Raw genomic sequence first — 16879 nt, 5'->3', positions numbered from 1 at the left:
AATGAAATTTCCATCGTTAAAAAGTCTTGCCCAGGGTGCTCTAGACACCATAAAGCGTTATCCTTTTGAAATTTTGTTTGCCTTTGTAGGCACCATAGCTGCTACCACCGAGATAGAGTTGAAACAACTGAGCAGGTTGAACGAAGGTTGGTGTATCAGATTGATAATGGTAGCCAATTTAGGGTTGCTATTGAGCTTATCTGCATCACTATATACTAAAAGTTTAGATTTAGCTGTTAACAGGCGGCGATTGATCAAATGGGGCGCCACTTTATTTGCTGCATCCCTTATACTGATCATCAACCCTTCCGTGCGTGAAGCTGATTACCTTCGGTTTTTTCTGATGAGTCTGGCTTTTCATTTATTGGTGGCTTTTGCCGCTTTTACAGGAAAGGGACAGCTACAGGGTTTCTGGCAGTTTAATAAAACCTTGTTTTTGCGATTTTTAACAAGTGTACTGTATGGCCTGGTGTTATTTCTGGGGTTGGCCGCAGCTATAGGCGCAACTAATTTTCTGTTCAACTTTAAGTTTGAGAGCGATACTTATGCCATTTTGTGGGTATGGATAGCCGGTATATTTACTACTATATTCTTTCTGGCTGGCGTGCCCGCTGAAACCAGCTTACTTGACAGCGATCACAGCTATCCGAAAGGACTAAAAATATTCACACAATATGTACTGATTCCGTTAGCAACCGTTTACCTGATCATTTTATTGGCTTATGAAATTAAGATCCTGGTGCAATGGAACCTGCCTAAAGGTCTTGTATCAAACCTCATTTTAGGTTACGCGGTATTTGGTATCCTATCGTTGTTACTGGTTTATCCGATACGTGAGCATGCTGAAAACAAATGGCTTAAAACCTTTTCGCGCAGCTTTTACTTTTTGCTGATACCATTACTGGGCTTGCTATTTGTGGCAGTAGGTGCAAGGGTATTTAAGTATGGCGTTACAGAATACCGATATTTTTTAATTCTGCTGGCTTGCTGGTTACTGTTTATATCGGTATACTTTTTACTGTTCAAAAAGCAAAACATTAAGCTGATCCCGGTTTCATTATGCATACTCACCTTATTGGCTATTTATGGGCCCCAGAGTGCGGTTTCGGTGAGTATGTATTCGCAAAGGCGTATTATTATTAAGTTTTTTGAAAAATATAAGGCGGTTAAAGATGGTAAGCTGATGCCGGTTGACAGCAATAAAGTGAACAAAATTGATGGGAGCCATGTGGTAGCTAATCTGGATTACTTTATATCTAAATACGATATTCTACCGCTTCAGCCTTATATTAATAAAGATCTTACATTGGTTACTGATTCATTGGGCAAAAAGAAAAGCCAGTTTTACCATGGCTCTGTAAGTGATCGTTATGAATTACGCAGCGATAAGGTGGAATGGGCCAAAAACTATTTAGGGCTGCATCGTTTTCAACCCTATTATCGGGGACAGGAAGACAATGTAACTGCGGTAAACGGATACACTTTTAGATCAAATGAAGATATAACGGTGATAAAGGGATATGACTTGAGCTTGGCTACAGACAATTCAGCAGACACGGTTGTCAATAATTACAATGGAACTAAGATCACTGAGATCCATCCGGATACCCAGGAAAGAATCATCAAAATTGGTAATGACGTTTTCAGGTTTGACGTGGAAGCACTGGCGCGTAAACTGGTAGCTGATTCTGTGAAGATGGAAAAGTATCTTCAGCGTACCAATGAAAGCTATATGCCTAAAACGTACAATTTACCTCGTGTTATGCTTGCAGTTAATCAGGAAACAGCTAAGTACCAGGTGACTTTTATGGCTGAAAGTATACAGTATAATCCACAAGGAGGGAAAACATTGCATGTTAATTTTGCGCCGGGAACTTATCTGATCAAAATCAAATAGGGATTTTCTCTACAGATTATTCAGCATACCCATATCAAACTTGGGTTTGAGCGTATATTTCAGTTGTACCAATCCGCTGCTGAACTGCTCGCTGCCGAGCAATGTGAGTTCTGTGCGCTCTTTTAGATTGCTAAAAAGTGGTTTGCCCGCACCTAAAATTACCGGATGTACAGAAAGTAATAGTTCATTGATCATGTTATGAACTATAAATGCCGATACCAGGTCGGCCCCGCCAAACAACCAGATATTTGCTCCGGGTTGATGCCTGATCTCATCTATACGTGTTTTAAAGTCGACTTCTGCGATAATCTCCGCATTGCCCTCCACATGTGTTAAGGTATTGGAAAAAACGTACATTTTAATTGCCGCAAATACGTCCGGACTATCGCGCATGAGCATCTCATAGCTTTTTCGTCCCAGAAATATGGCATCAGTACTACTTAAAAACTCGGTCATGCCATAATCCTGATCAGCAAAGCACCAGTCGTACTCGCCATTGGGACCTTCAATATATCCGTCGAGGCTTAAAGCCAGGTTCAAAATTATTTTTCGCATGATAGTTTTTTAATGTAGTACAGATTTATTCGTCGTCCTGAACACGGTTCTTTTCCTGCCACTGCTTGCTGAATGATTTTTCGGTAACATTGGGCATGTCCCGAAGGTGCCCCCAGGTTTTTTTGAAGAATGTTTTGAGCAGATAGTTCTTCATTTTACCGCCAAAAAAATCCATGAGTTTGCGTTTGAGCATACCCTTTTGCCATATGCTCCAGCCCCAGCGTTCCCTATTGGTAACCAGGTGTTCTTTGACCGCGTCGCGCCGGTTAAGCAAAAGCATTTTATGGATGTCGATCTTAACGGGGCAAACTTCGGTACAACGGCCGCATAAGCTGGAAGCGTAGCTTAGATGCTTAAACTCGTCCATGCCGCGGGTATGCGGGGTAATAATGGAGCCAATAGGGCCGCTATAGGTGGTATTATAGGTATGGCCGCCAATATTTTTATAAATAGGGCAAACGTTTAAACAGGCTCCACATCGGATGCAGTATAAGCCCTGGCGCTGATCTTTTTGGGCCAGCAGGTTGGTACGGCCGTTATCCAACAATATTACATACATTTCATCAGGCCCGTCGGTTTCGTTGGGTTGGCGAGGGCCGCTTAAAATGGTATTGTAAACGGTGAGATTTTGCCCGGTTCCATGCGTCGATAGGATTGGCCATAACAAGTCAAGATCGGCGATGGATGGTATCAGCTTTTCGATACCTACAATGGCAATGTGTATTTTAGGAAAGGTAGTGCATAGGCGTGCATTACCCTCATTTTCGCTAATAGCGATACTGCCGGTGTCGGCCAGTAAAAAGTTTGCGCCTGTAATGCCTATATCAGCCTGCAAGTATTTTTCACGTAATAATTCCCGTGCTTTTAACGTAAGCTGTTCCGGGGTGGCATCGATGGGGGTACCAAAACGTTCATGAAACAGTTTGGCAATGTCCTCTTTACTGAGGTGCATAGCCGGGGTAACTATATGATAAGGTTTTTGACCCAGAAGCTGCACAATGTATTCGCCAAGATCGGTTTCCAAAGATTCTATCTGGTTACTTTCCAGGAATTCATTTAAATGAATTTCTTCGGTAACCATCGATTTTGATTTTACAACTGTTTTGGCGTTGGCTTTGCGGATAATGCTCAGAATCTCACGATTAGCTTCTTCGGCATCATTGGCCCAGATCACTTTGCCGCCGCGTTTTTGAAAGTTGGCTTCGAACTCCGGTAAAAATTTATCCAGGTTCTCCATTACCTTCCACTTGATCACGTGGCCCTTGCGTTTGGCATTTTCAAGATTGGTAATGCGGGAAAGGCCGCGCTCAACAGCAGTACTGTATTTATCAATGTTATTATTGATAATACGGCGGTGATCAACATCAAAGGCCTTTTCTTCAGAGGCTACCAAAAACTCTTCCGCAGTGCTTCCCATATATGCGAATTTAGTTTTTTTTTATATTGGTTGATTGTTGAGAGGTTGATTAAGTTTTTAACAAAACAAAAAGAGACGCAAATTTGCGTCTCTATATTTAGATTTTTGAACTCGATTATTACCTGGTTTCTTCAGATATCTTACCATCTACAACAGGGCGTTTGTCACGGTTTGCCAGATCCCAGCCGGTATAAAATACCAGTTGCGCGCGCTTGGCCAGTAATGGAAAGTTGATCTTGCTTACTTCATCACCAGGCTGGTGGTAATCAGCATGTACCCCGTTAAAGTAGAAAATAATAGGGACACCATGTTTGGCAAAGTTGTAATGGTCGCTGCGATAGTAAAAGCGGTTTGGATCTTTGGGATCGTCATATTTATAATCTAAGTGCAGCTTGGTGTAGGTATTATTGGCATTCTCTCCAATTTCATGCAGTTGGGAACTTAGCATAGCCGAACCGATAGCATATACATAATTAGCTGAATCAGGTTTACCGATATATTCTTCACCCACGCGACCAATCATATCAATGTTCAGATCGGTAATGGTGTTAGCCAATGGGAAAACCGGGTGCTCAGAGTAATACTCCGATCCCAATAAACCCTTCTCTTCACCCACGTTGCCTAAGAAAAGGATACTGCGGCGCGGGCCGTGTCCATCCTTTTTGGCTTGTGAAAACGCGCGGGCAATTTCCAAAATTCCGGTTGTGCCAGAGCCATCATCGTCGGCGCCGTTATTTACCTTATCTTTAGCATTTGGGTCGCGGTTTAAACCAATATGATCATAGTGAGCCGAAAATACCAATACCTCATCTTTCAGATCGGTACCTGGCATATAGCCCAGTACGTCAACCGCTTTTACATCTTTCTTTTCGGTATGGTAATTCAAAACCACATCGGTTTTTACCGATAAGGCAGGAGTAGCAGCCTCTGCAGAAGCAGTCTTTAATTGATCATATGTTTTACCGCTTGCTTTTACCAGTTCATTGGCCAGTTCGGTTGTGACGTTGACTACCGGGGCATTAGTATTTGACGATGGGGCATCATCCTTTTTAATGGTTAAACGCGCACTTGCTATACTGCTGCCGAAACGACTTAATGCAGCAGCGATGCTTGGATTAGCCGCCAGTATGGCTAAAGGTTTTTTGCTTTGCAGGTTTTTAATGATTTTGTTACGGGCAGCTGTCATCCGGTAGCTTGTATTGGGAGTGGAGCCAGCTTCGGGTTTGTCCTCGTTTACCCAAAGCAATATTTTTCCCGTCAAATCTGTCGAGCCGATTTCACTATCGGTTCCATAACCCACAAAAACCACAGTATTGGCGGTTAAGTTATTATCCGGATACGTTCCGGTAAGGTAAAAATCTTTGGTATAAGTAAATGCTTTTCCGTTAACCGTAAAGTCGGTTACTTTTAGCGCGTTTTCGGTAAGCGGTACATCCAGGAAATAGGACCCATTTACAGGAGCTTGCAAACCTAACCTTTTAAATTCAGCCGCGATATAATTTGCTGCTTTCTCGGCGCCGGGTTTACCGGTTTCACGGCCTTCAAAAGCATCGGATGCTATGATGCTCAGGTGCTTTCTGGCATCCTCGGCGGTGATCAACTTAGCATATTTTACGATAGTTGGATTTTGTTGTTGCTGAGCGCAGGCATTTAAGGCAAATGCCGATGAAAAGGCCCATAGGTATATTTTTTTCATGTTCAGGTTTGTAAAGAGTTTATTTTAATGGTTCATAGATCATAGTAAAATGAGGTGTGACTTATATCTTTTAGTTTTCGCCTTTGTCCTTTTGCCTTAATTAGCAGGAAATTTTACCCACGCGGGTAGCGTGGCGTCCGCCTTCAAATTCTGTACTTAAAAAAGCGGCAACAATTTTTCCGGCATCCTCAATGCTGATAAAGCGGGCAGGGATACATACAATATTAGCATCGTTATGCTTGCGGGCCAGCTCGGCCAGCTCAACTGTCCAGCAAATGGCGGCGCGGACGCCCTGATGTTTATTGGCGGTGATGGCTACACCGTTGGCGCTGCCGCAAACCAGTATCCCAAGGTCAAATTCGCCGCTTTCAACGGCCGAAGCAACGGGGTGGGCAAAGTCGGGGTAATCTGCCGAGGCGTTGGAGTAGGTGCCGAAATCTTTAATCTCGGCGGCTGATACAGCGTTCAGCAAAGCTTGTTTATAATCAAAGCCGGCGTGGTCGGCACCAATGGCAATCTTTAGCCCTTCTTTCATCAGTTAAATAAGTATTAAGTTAATGTACAAATGTGCAAATTATTTAGCTGTGCAAATGTGCCAATTTCACATAGTACGGTTTTTACAATAAGCCCTGGTCAAATGCTCTCCGGGAGGGAAGCGGATTTTGCCAGCACAGGCACTTTGTTTGCGTAAAAAGTGGGTTTACATGGGTTTACACTTTTTTGGGTTAACATGATTATATATTATTGATAATAAGATAGTTGTGTTTGTTTTTGTCGTAAAACAGCGAATTTATGTAAACCATGTTTTTAAATAAAAAAAGCGGTCACTTAGTGGCCGCTTTTCTATATGTCGTGTATATATCTGATTTATGACATTACCTCTTCGTGGCGTTTCAGTTTTCTTTTCTCAACCAAACCTGCTACTATAATACTTACTTCATACAGTACAAACAGCGGGATACTTACTACGGTCATGGTTAACATATCAGGTGTAGGCGTTACTACTGCCGCTATAATGAGGATGATCACAATAGCATACCTGCGTGTTTCGCGCATAAACTTGGGTGTTAAAACACCAAGGTTTGATAATATATAAACCAGGATAGGCAATTGAAATACCACACCGGTTGCCAGCGTTAAGGTAGCAACTGACGATATGTAGGAATCAATAGAGAATAAATTCTGAATTTTTGTGCTTACGGTATATCCGGATAAAAAATTAATGGACATGGGCGTAATGACATAATATCCAAACATAATACCCAGAAGAAACAGCATACAGGCATAGAAAACAAATCCGGTAGCGGCTTTACGTTCTTTTTCATGCAGGGCTGGTTTTACAAAGCGCCAGATTTCCCAGATAAGGTATGGCACACCCAAAGTAATACCAATAATAAGTGCCGAATTGATCTGGAGCGTAAACTGCCCCGCCATTTCGGTATTGATCAGCTGAATGTTGATCTTATCGATACAAAATCCGGAGCGGTGTAAAGCCGCACCAATTTCACAAAGCATACGGTAAGTCCAGAAGGTTGGTCTGGCCGGGCCCATGATCACGGTATCGAAAATCCAGTCGTAAAAGTAAAATACTACAGCAGTAAATATCACAATAGCTATTGACGCCCGTACCAAATGCCACCTTAGCGCTTCCAAATGATCGAAGAAGGACATTTCTGCCTCCATCGTTTTGCCTTTGTCTTTAATGGCCTTAATTAATTTGTTATCGCTCATGGTTTATAAATACCGCTGTACAAACGCTATTGTGCTAAGTACGTTTTATTGTATGAAGATAGTTTGAATTTATTTTAAAATTCAAAGGTTTCCATAAACTTCGTAGTGAAATTACCTGCACGGAAGTTAGGGTCCTGCAATAATTTAAGATGGAAAGGTATGGTTGTTTTTACACCTTCTATCACAAATTCGCTCAGTGCGCGCTCCATCGTACTCAATGCTTCATCACGGGTTTGCGCTACGCAGATCACCTTGGCTATCATCGAATCATAGTTTGGCGGGATCACGTAACCGGTGTACACATGCGTATCGATACGCACACCATGACCACCTGGTGAATGGAAATTGGTTATTTTACCAGGTGACGGGCGGAAACCGTTAAACGGATCTTCGGCATTGATACGGCACTCTATGGCGTGCATGGTTGGCTCGTAGTTTTTACCAGAGATAGGGATACCTGCAGCAACCTTGATCTGTTCTTTGATCAAATCAAAATTGATCACCTCTTCGGTAACCGGGTGCTCTACCTGGATACGGGTATTCATCTCCATAAAGTAGAAGTTACGGTCTTTATCAACCAAAAACTCTACGGTACCGGCACCTTCGTATTTAACAGCTTTAGCCCCTTTTATAGCAGCTTCACCCATTTTTTTACGCAGTTTCTCGGTCATGAAAGGTGATGGTGACTCCTCAACCAGTTTCTGGTGACGACGTTGAATGGAACAATCGCGCTCAGAAAGGTGGCATACTTTACCATATTGATCGCCCACTACCTGTATTTCGATGTGGCGCGGATCCTGTACATATTTTTCCAGATATAAGCCGTCGTTACCGAAAGCTGCACCCGACTCTGCACGGGCCGAATCCCAGGCGTTCTCAAATTCTTCATCTTTCCAAACTATACGCATACCACGGCCACCGCCACCGGCTGTAGCTTTTAGTATAACAGGATAGCCTATTTTGTTAGCTATGCCAATACCTTGTTTTACATCGCTAAGTAAGCCTTCGGAACCCGGAACGATAGGTACGCCGGCTTTTTTCATGGTGTCTTTAGCTGATGCCTTATCACCCATCTGGTTGATCTGCTCGGCAGTGGCACCAATAAATTTGATACCATAATCGGCACAAATAGCCGAAAACTTGGCGTTTTCAGATAAAAAGCCGTAGCCCGGATGTATAGCATCGGCATTGGTCAGTTCGGCAGCCGAAATGATATTAGGAATACTTAAGTAAGAGTCGCGGCTTGGCGGTGGGCCTATACAAACAGCCTCATCAGCAAAACGTACATGAAGGCTATCACGGTCGGCAGTTGAATATACAGCTACGGTTTTAATACCCATCTCTTTACAGGTACGGATAATACGTAAAGCTATTTCACCCCGGTTAGCTATTAATATTTTTTTAAACATCTTTTTTGTAAGGATTACACTGATTGTTTTATGATTACACCGATTATTCTATGATTACACCGATTATTTTTAACGGATTACACTGATTAATTTTTATAATCAATACAATCAATTGCTATCGGTAAAATCAATTTATAATCGGTGCAATCTACTAAATAGGTTCTACTAAAAATAAAGGCTGATCGTATTCAACCGGTGAAGCATTGTCAACCAATACTTTTACAATGCGACCTGAAATTTCAGATTCGATCTCGTTGAAAAGTTTCATGGCTTCGATAATACAAACAACAGAGCCTGTTTTTATTTCATCGCCAACATTTACAAATAACGGTTTATCAGGACTTGATGAGCGGTAAAAGGTGCCGATCATGGGCGATTTGATGGTAAGATACTTTGAGGTATCGGCCGCTGCCGGGGCAGCAGGAGTAGCCACGGGTGCCGCTGCCGGGGCTGCCGGAGCAACAGGTAATGTCGCTGGGGCGGTTTGCGCCGGGATGCTTGCATGGATAACCTGTGGTTGAACCTCGTTGGTTTTTATAGTTATCTTAAAATCTTTTTGCTCAATTGACACTTCGTTTACGCCTGATTTTGAAACAAAGCGAATAAGATCCTGAATTTGTTTAATATCCATACTTTGGGATTGAGTGGTTTTGGATAAAGTTTGTTTATCTAAGTTATTTGATAATGTGCAAACTGGCAATATGCAAAATTGCAGACTGCAAATGTGCAAATGTTTTTTTATGATTTAACTATAAATTATAGTAACATATTAAAATGAACAGATGTTTTTATTTTTTAATATGCGCGTTTAGTAAGCCCATTTTAAATAGACTGAACCCCAGGTAAATCCACCGCCAAACGCTGCTAAAATAAGGTTGTCACCTTTTTTGAACTTGCTTTCCCACTCCCACAAACATAATGGTATTGTACCATTTGTAGTGTTACCATAACGTTCAATATTGATGATCACTTTATCGGCGCTCAGGCCTGTGCGGCTGGCTGTGGCATCAATGATGCGCTTATTGGCCTGATGAGGTACCAGCCAGGCAACGTCATCTGCTCCCAGGCTATTACGCTCCATTACTTCGTGAGCTACATCGGCCATATTGGTTACTGCGAATTTAAATACCGCGGGACCTTCCTGGTAGGCAAAATGTTCACGGGCTTCCACCGTTTCGTGGGTCGCCGGTTTTACAGATCCACCAGCTTTTTGGTGCAGATACTGAGCTCCGGAACCATCGCTTTTAAGGATCGAGTCTAAAACACCATAGCCTTCGGTATTAGGCTCAAGCAATACCGCGCCGCAGCCATCGCCAAAAATGATGCAGGTAGCACGATCCTGGTAATTTACTATCGAGGACATTTTATCGCCGCCTATTACCAGTACCTTTTTATGTTTACCACTTTCAATAAACTGGGCTCCTGTAGTAAGGCCATAAATAAAGCCAGAACAGGCAGCCTGTAAGTCGAAGCCCCAGGCATTAACCGCGCCAATTTTATTGGCCAGGATATTTGCTGTTGCTGGAAAAGGCATATCGGGAGTAGTTGTGCAAAAAATAACCAGATCGATCTCATCGGCGCTTATGCCCCGTTTTTTTAACAACCCGTTAACTGCAGGAACTGCCATATCAGATGTACCCAAGCCTTCGCCTTTAAGTATACGGCGCTCCTTAATGCCTGTACGGCTTACGATCCACTCATCATTGGTATCAACCAATGTTTCAAGCTCCTGGTTGGTCAGGATATAGTCGGGAACGTAACCATGTACAGCAGTAATAGCAGCATGAATTTTACTCATCTTTTATTTTTTTACTGAAAAGCTTGTTTAATTTTGTCAACCAGTTTGCTCTCAACCATGTTTTTTGATAAAAGGATCATGTTTTTGATAGCTTCGGGACTAGAGATGCCATGGCCTACAATTACGGGGGCATTTACACCCAGGATAGGGCTTCCGCCGTATTGCTCATAATTGAACCGGTCAAAAAACTCATCTTTAAGCTGTTTTTTTCGTGTTATAACATAAAACGATTCGGCCAGCTTTAATATGACATTGCCGGTAAAGCCATCACATACGTAAACATCGGCCGATTCATTGAACAGGTCGCGTCCTTCAACATTACCTATAAAGTTAAACAGCGATGTTTCTTTCATTAATGGATAAGTAGCCTGGCTAAGGATATTACCTTTTTCTTCTTCTTCGCCAATGTTCATCAGCGCTACACGAGGATTGGTAATATCATATACCGATTGGGCTAGTAAGCTGCCCAATACACCAAACTGTACCAGAACATCCGGTTTACAATCGGCATTGGCGCCTACATCCAACAAAATACCCAAACCTCCTTTAAGTTTGGGTACAATAGTAGTCATAGCCGGACGAATAACGCCGGGAATGGTTTTTACGCTGAACATGGCGCCAACAAGCATAGCACCGGTGTTACCAGCCGAAGAAAAGGCCTGTATTTGCCCCTCTTTGAGCAATTGAAAACCAACCGAAATACTTGAATCCGGTTTTTGAACAATGGCTTTTGTAGGGTGTTCGCCCATACCAATCACTTCGGTTGTGTGTACAAACTCGAAATGGTCGGGGCTTACATTGTTTTCCTGAAGAATAGTGGCTGCAACTTCTTTATCTCCAATAAGCACCAGTTTTTGGTCGGCAGATAAAGCCTTATAAGCTTCGATTGCCCCTAAAACGGCTGCTTTGGGAGCAAAATCACCGCCCATAATATCTAAGCCAATCTTCATTTTCAGAAAATTAAACTTAGGCTACTGCTGCTTTCTCTATCAGTAATTTACCGTTGTAGTAAACGTTACCATCAACAGTATAAGCTCTGTGCGGTAAATGCACGGCACCTGTAGTTTGGCAGGTAGTTAAAGTTGGAGCTTCAGCTTTGTAGTGTGTTCTACGCTTATCTCTTCTTGATTTGGATATTTTACGTTTTGGATGTGGCATGATCCTGCTTTTTTATTATTTATTTATTTTTCTGAGCACGTCCCACCGTGGGTCTGTCTGCTCATTTTGTTCGTCATTTCCCGAAAGGTTATTTAACTTTTCGAGCATCTCTTTATCACAATAGGAGGTGTTACCCTCATTGCTGCACACCGATATAAATGGCATGGCAACATTTATGTATTCATATATTAACCCCGCTATATTGATCTCATGATCATTTTTATTCAGGGTGATGATCTCATCATCTTCGTCAATCACTTCATCGCTAAACTTAGCGATCTGCTGCTCGGTGATGTTCAGCGGTTGTAAATACTGGGCCAAACACTTGTCGCAATTGGCGTTAACCGTGCCGCTGATATGAAAATCCAGTATCAGCATTGTTTCCTGTTTATCCAATTCTACCCGGCACTGCAGATTGGCTTTTTTCACAAGCGAGTAATCAAACTCGTCAAAAAAAGCATCGTCAACAGTGTATTCAAACTGGTGTTTTCCCAGTTTAAGCCCTGTAAAAGGAATCGAATATGTTCTAAGCGATTTCAATGAGCAACAATTAGCCCGCAAATGTATGGAAAAATCCCATAACTGAAAACTGTTTTTTTAATTTGATTAGTGGTAAATTATAACACTAATTATTAAAGGTAAAGATAATACTTTAATGTACAAGGCTAATTATCAAAAAGAGGGCATAATATAAACCAAATACCGTTTTGGTATTTGAAAATTAAAGAGCCATTTTTAAGCTTAAAGCGCAAAGCCAAAGGCTTAAAGCTGCTATTTACTTTCGCCTTTTGTCTTTATCCTTTCACCTCCAATTATATTTTCAGCCTGATGTTGATCTTATCCAGCAAACCGGTGAGCCAAACCATTACAAATGCGAACAGGATACATTTGATCAATCCACCGGTGCCCTGGCTCAGGTATTCCGGATAGCCCAGGTTGCTCATTTCATACATAGGGTAAAATAAAAACGGTACAATATAACAGGTAAACGTATTGGTGCCGGCCGGCTCAATGATCTTGAACCAGTTGTATTTATGCTTAAAATCAACCACGTAAATAAAAATAGCGTACATGATTAAGCTGATACCCGTACAAATGAGTACCCATGAAGGGGTATCGCGTGCTTTGGAAATACCACCGCTAAAATAACGTACAATAAAGCCCATATTAAACATGATAATGGCAATCATGAGCAGGGCGGCCCACAATAACTTAAGCTCGTTATTAGCCTTAAGTCGCATATACAATACCGATACAAACACCCCGGCCATAGTAAAAGCCTGCATAGCGCCGTTGCCTGCTATCCAAACATATTTTTGCAGAGGAGCCAGGAAATTCAAAAAGCCGAAGTGAAAATCGATGTTAAAGAACATGAAGAATATCCATGCCGCTGCCTGGATCCAGAGATATCCTCCGGAGTAATAATAGATCAGCGCGCAAAGTAGGTACGCCCAGCCTATCAGCCCCAGGATACCCCACCAGGTAAAATGTAGCCAGGTATGCCCCGGATCGCTGGTTTTGTAGAGGATAGACATGGCCAGGAGCAAGGCTATGCCAAATCCTTGTAAAATATACCGTTTAAGATTGGAGGTATCTTTACCATAATCTAAAAAGATAAAAAAGAAGCTAAACGTAACCAGGCTTTCCCAAACGGGCTTGGGCAGCAGGGTAGTAACCTCGTTGTAGGTTTCCATGTTGGCATGATAAAAGCCAATGAATACCAGGGCGAAAGAGCGGGTGGCAATACGCCAAAGCAGTTTATAATCGCCTTTTTTAAGCCGGTTTTGAAATGCGAAGGGTATAGATAAGCCCACGATAAATAGAAACGCAGGGAAAATAGTATCGGCTAAGCCTAAAGCATCAACGTTTTCGCCCGCATGCTTGAGCCAGTTGGGTGTATTTGGAATACCGTCGAGGTCATTCACAAATATCATCAGGAACATGGTTACCGCACGAAAAGCGTCAATGGATCGGACTCGACTAAAAAAATCATTCATTAAAGTGGTAAATGCGATAACTAAGCAAATGTTTTAATCTAACGTTAATTAAATTGAAACATTATTATTACAGACCATATTTTAGTCCCTGTCGCGGCTCAGCTTAGTAAATACCAGCGGATTTTCGTTCAATTCCAGCGTTTCGCGGCGGTGTTTTACTATATGTATGGCTGTGAAAAGGGCCTCGCGGAATGATATCTCCGAAGCCTGATTTTTACCGGCTATATCATACGCGGTGCCATGATCTGGAGAGGTGCGTACAAAATTTAAACCTGCGGTAAAATTAACTCCCGATTCAAAAGCTATTTGCTTAAAAGGAATAAGTCCCTGGTCATGATACATGGCCAGCACGGCATCAAATTGCAAATATGTTCCATTGGCAAAAAAACCATCGGCTGAGTAGGGGCCAAAGGCCATTATATCGTTGTTGCGGGCCTCTTCAATAGCTGGGATGATCACTTCTTTTTCTTCGCTGCCAATCAGACCATTATCGCTGGCATGAGGATTAAGACCCAGCACCGCGATTTTTGGTTTGCGGATCCAGAAATCATTCTGCAAACTATGGTTCATCAGCTTAAGCTTAGCCAGTATTTTTTCGCCGGTAATACTTGAGGCTACTTTACTGATGGGAATATGCCCGGTAACTACACCAACCCTCAAGGTATCGCTCACTAAAAACATTAATGATTCGGCAGCGCCGTCGCGTTGTTGCAGGTATTCTGTATGGCCTGGGAAGTTAAACTGGTGGTTTTGTATATTATCTTTATTGATAGGCGCCGTGATTAGGGCATCGATATATCCCTCTTTCAGATCAAAAGTAGCACGTTCCAGGGAAATGAAGGCATATTTGCCACCAGCCTCGGTCACCTGGCCCATCTCTATCTTTACATCCTCTTCCCAGCAATTGATCATATTAGGCTTTTTTGCCTGCGCTTGTGACGGATCATTAATAACATGAAAATTAAGCTCATTAACCTGGGTTGCGCGGCGGTGAAACGAGGCTACCTTGGTATGCCCGTATACAATGGGGGTACAATAATCGTAAATGCGGGCATCTGCCAGTGTTTTTATAATTATTTCTAATCCTATGCCATTTACATCACCTATGCTTATCCCTACTTTAATTTTTTCGCTCATGTTATTATGTATGATTACACTGATCATTACAGGATTTCACCGGTTTTTGGAGTGATTTCACTGATGCTGATCTGTGATTATTTTTTTTTATAATTTACGGTCCAGGCGTTACCTTTTACCCTTAACCTTTCAGCTTTTACCCGACTTTTTTACTGCAAATAAAAGATTTTAAGCTTATAGTTCCCGAATAAAGCACAAATATGCCTTAATTTGCTCAAATATTTGATTAATAATGACGTTGGTAAGGGCAAAAAAACATTTAGGGCAACATTTTCTGACAGATAAAAATATCGCTGCCAAAATTGTGGACAGCCTGAAACCCGATGGCCGTTATCAACACGTGCTGGAAGTTGGCCCGGGTATGGGTATCCTGTCTGACTTTTTATTGCAGAAGACCGAATACGAAGTATCCCTGATCGACATTGACGAGGAATCATACCAGTTTCTGCAAAAAAAATACCCCCATTTAGGTAGCCGCCTTATTAATGCCGATTTTCTGGAGATGGATTTTAAAGGCGTATTTAATGGTCCGCTGGCTATTATTGGCAATTTCCCGTATAATATTTCTTCCCAGATATTATTTAAAGTGCTCGATAACCGCCAGCAAGTGGTTGAGGTGGTGGGCATGTTCCAAAAGGAAGTAGCCGAACGCTGTACCGCCAAAGCCGGTAGCAAGGAATATGGTATTCTGAGCGTTTTTTTGCAGGCCTATTATAAGGTAGAATACTTGTTTACCGTGAAAGCCGGCGTGTTTAATCCACCACCCAAGGTGCTTTCGGCAGTGATCAGGCTCACAAGAAATAGCGCTGAAGCCCTGGACTGCGATGAAAAGCTTTTCTGGCAAATTGTCAAAGCGGGTTTTAACCAGCGCCGCAAAACGCTGCGCAATGCCATATCATCATTAATCAACAAAGAACAGATGGCAGGGAATACAACCCTCGATCTGCGCGCCGAGCGGCTCACCGTTGCCGATTTTGTAAAGCTCACCAATGAGGTGGCGACAGGGCGGAGTACTCAGTAATTTCTTTTCAAAAAAACCTTTTAAACCCCGGATTTTAACAAATTTTTGATCAAAAACTGGAAAAATGGATTCAAAAAAGTGCTGAAAAATTCTATTTCATCGCTTTTTAACAAATTTCAGCCCGATTTTGACGTGTTTTAAAAGCTTTAAGAAGTATTAATTAGTTGTATTCAAAATAGGATGCTCGGGGGCTTTTGTTTCTTAACTGAACAGGCCTGCTCCCTTAAAAAAGAAAGCAGGCCTGTTGTGTATTTAAATATACACCAATTTTGTCGGATTTTGAAGTTCCGGGGAACCATAGGTACTACAACCTTAAGTTGCATACCTACGGCATGCTAAATGCTTATTGTTTGTTTTCTACAAAGCTTTTACTCCTACGGAGTAGCCCTAAATAATGATATTGCCAAAAGTTCCGCCTTCAGGGGGTTAGGGGGCTATCGGTATAACCACCGGGGTATCCTGCATTTTTTTGACCATCTCGGCCATGCGTTTAATGAACAGGTAGTTGGCTGTGCCGCCAATTACAGCGCCCACTACGGGTACCATTCTTTCGGCGGTACGGGTACCCAGTACCATCAGGAATTTTTCGGCAATGCCCTCCATCATGGTTTTGGATATGGCTACTCCGGCCTCTACCCGCAACGAGGTAGCTACCAGGCCCATGAATTCGTTAAATTCCATTTGATAACTACCCTTGTTATAATACATAATGGCCATAGTTACCCTAAATTGTTGCGTAATGAGGTTGGCAAAATCAAGAGGTAAACCGGCTATCAGCGTAACCATGCCACCGCTGCCGGCAACAGCACCCGAGCCCGCGGCCATTAGCGCGCACTGATTTATAAATTTATCCAGCCCCAGTTTATCAACCCCTTTTTTAATCTTAAATTGGTCAATATGATTAAATATCTGCTTAAAACCGTTGTCGGCTAGTTTTTCGGCCTGATGTTTTATATCGGTACCCAGTTTTTTTATCTTGATTAATTTCATCTCTGTAATTAGTTTTAAGTTGTGGGTATTGAGTTGCAGGAAAAAACTCCATGCTTAATACTCACAACTCCAG

16 protein-coding genes are annotated in these 16879 nt (G+C 42.2%); 2 read left to right on the top strand and 14 right to left on the bottom strand.

Annotated features, from left to right (window positions below):
- The first annotated feature begins 1 nt into the window (after position 1).
- The gene (locus FHW89_RS04995; RefSeq protein WP_172333933.1) at positions 2-1897 is read left to right on the top strand and encodes a DUF4153 domain-containing protein; all 1896 of its coding nucleotides are present in this window, start codon (positions 2-4) and stop codon (positions 1895-1897) included.
- Positions 1898-1906: 9 nt separating this feature from the next.
- Here the strand turns inward: FHW89_RS04995 and FHW89_RS04990 are convergent, their stop codons facing one another.
- From FHW89_RS04990 to pdxA, 13 genes are all read right to left on the bottom strand, one after another.
- The gene (locus tag FHW89_RS04990) at positions 1907-2452 is read right to left on the bottom strand and encodes a dihydrofolate reductase family protein (protein ID WP_172333932.1); all 546 of its coding nucleotides are present in this window, start codon (positions 2450-2452) and stop codon (positions 1907-1909) included.
- Between the two features lie 25 nt (positions 2453-2477).
- Complete coding sequence (locus tag FHW89_RS04985) at positions 2478-3869, bottom strand: LutB/LldF family L-lactate oxidation iron-sulfur protein (protein ID WP_172333931.1); 1392 nt, start codon at positions 3867-3869, stop codon at positions 2478-2480.
- Positions 3870-3987: 118 nt separating this feature from the next.
- A complete protein-coding gene (locus FHW89_RS04980) occupies positions 3988-5565 on the bottom strand; it encodes a M28 family peptidase (RefSeq protein ID WP_172333930.1) in 1578 nt (525 codons plus the stop codon).
- A 100-nt stretch (positions 5566-5665) separates the two neighbouring features.
- Positions 5666-6100 (bottom strand): ribose 5-phosphate isomerase B, encoded by a 435-nt coding sequence (rpiB, locus tag FHW89_RS04975; protein ID WP_172333929.1) that lies wholly within the window; start codon positions 6098-6100, stop codon positions 5666-5668.
- Positions 6101-6432: 332 nt separating this feature from the next.
- The gene (gene tatC / locus FHW89_RS04970; RefSeq protein WP_172333928.1) at positions 6433-7296 is read right to left on the bottom strand and encodes a twin-arginine translocase subunit TatC; all 864 of its coding nucleotides are present in this window, start codon (positions 7294-7296) and stop codon (positions 6433-6435) included.
- 74 nt (positions 7297-7370) lie between these two features.
- Positions 7371-8705 (bottom strand): acetyl-CoA carboxylase biotin carboxylase subunit, encoded by a 1335-nt coding sequence (gene accC, locus FHW89_RS04965; protein ID WP_172333927.1) that lies wholly within the window; start codon positions 8703-8705, stop codon positions 7371-7373.
- Between the two features lie 151 nt (positions 8706-8856).
- Positions 8857-9336 carry an acetyl-CoA carboxylase biotin carboxyl carrier protein gene (accB, locus tag FHW89_RS04960; protein ID WP_172333926.1) on the bottom strand — a complete coding sequence of 160 codons (480 nt, stop codon included), beginning with the start codon at positions 9334-9336 and terminating at the stop codon, positions 8857-8859.
- A 177-nt stretch (positions 9337-9513) separates the two neighbouring features.
- Positions 9514-10503, bottom strand: a complete 990-nt coding sequence (locus FHW89_RS04955; RefSeq protein WP_172333925.1) for a beta-ketoacyl-ACP synthase III — start codon at positions 10501-10503, stop codon at positions 9514-9516.
- Positions 10504-10514: 11 nt separating this feature from the next.
- Positions 10515-11453: a phosphate acyltransferase PlsX gene (gene plsX / locus FHW89_RS04950; RefSeq protein ID WP_172333924.1), complete on the bottom strand. Its 939-nt coding sequence runs from the start codon at positions 11451-11453 to the stop codon at positions 10515-10517.
- Between the two features lie 16 nt (positions 11454-11469).
- On the bottom strand, positions 11470-11661 hold the full coding sequence (gene rpmF, locus FHW89_RS04945; RefSeq protein ID WP_076373869.1) for a 50S ribosomal protein L32: 192 nt from the start codon (positions 11659-11661) through the stop codon (positions 11470-11472).
- Positions 11662-11676: 15 nt separating this feature from the next.
- The gene (locus FHW89_RS04940) at positions 11677-12201 is read right to left on the bottom strand and encodes a DUF177 domain-containing protein (protein ID WP_172333923.1); all 525 of its coding nucleotides are present in this window, start codon (positions 12199-12201) and stop codon (positions 11677-11679) included.
- Positions 12202-12473: 272 nt separating this feature from the next.
- Positions 12474-13658, bottom strand: a complete 1185-nt coding sequence (locus FHW89_RS04935; RefSeq protein WP_172333922.1) for a DUF5009 domain-containing protein — start codon at positions 13656-13658, stop codon at positions 12474-12476.
- 81 nt (positions 13659-13739) lie between these two features.
- Positions 13740-14795: a 4-hydroxythreonine-4-phosphate dehydrogenase PdxA gene (pdxA, locus tag FHW89_RS04930; protein ID WP_172333921.1), complete on the bottom strand. Its 1056-nt coding sequence runs from the start codon at positions 14793-14795 to the stop codon at positions 13740-13742.
- A 232-nt stretch (positions 14796-15027) separates the two neighbouring features.
- On the opposite strand from pdxA, the gene rsmA reads away from it, so the two are divergent.
- The gene (gene rsmA / locus FHW89_RS04925; RefSeq protein WP_172333920.1) at positions 15028-15816 is read left to right on the top strand and encodes a 16S rRNA (adenine(1518)-N(6)/adenine(1519)-N(6))-dimethyltransferase RsmA; all 789 of its coding nucleotides are present in this window, start codon (positions 15028-15030) and stop codon (positions 15814-15816) included.
- Positions 15817-16242: 426 nt separating this feature from the next.
- Here the strand turns inward: rsmA and FHW89_RS04920 are convergent, their stop codons facing one another.
- Positions 16243-16806 carry a hypothetical protein gene (locus tag FHW89_RS04920; RefSeq protein ID WP_172333919.1) on the bottom strand — a complete coding sequence of 188 codons (564 nt, stop codon included), beginning with the start codon at positions 16804-16806 and terminating at the stop codon, positions 16243-16245.
- Positions 16807-16879: the final 73 nt, after the last annotated feature.

The sequence above is a fragment of the Mucilaginibacter sp. SG564 genome, from assembly GCF_013149275.1.
GTDB lineage: Bacteria > Bacteroidota > Bacteroidia > Sphingobacteriales > Sphingobacteriaceae > Mucilaginibacter.
The sequence above is the reverse complement of the archived record's forward strand: the minus strand, read 5'-3'. Positions and strand labels throughout refer to the sequence as shown.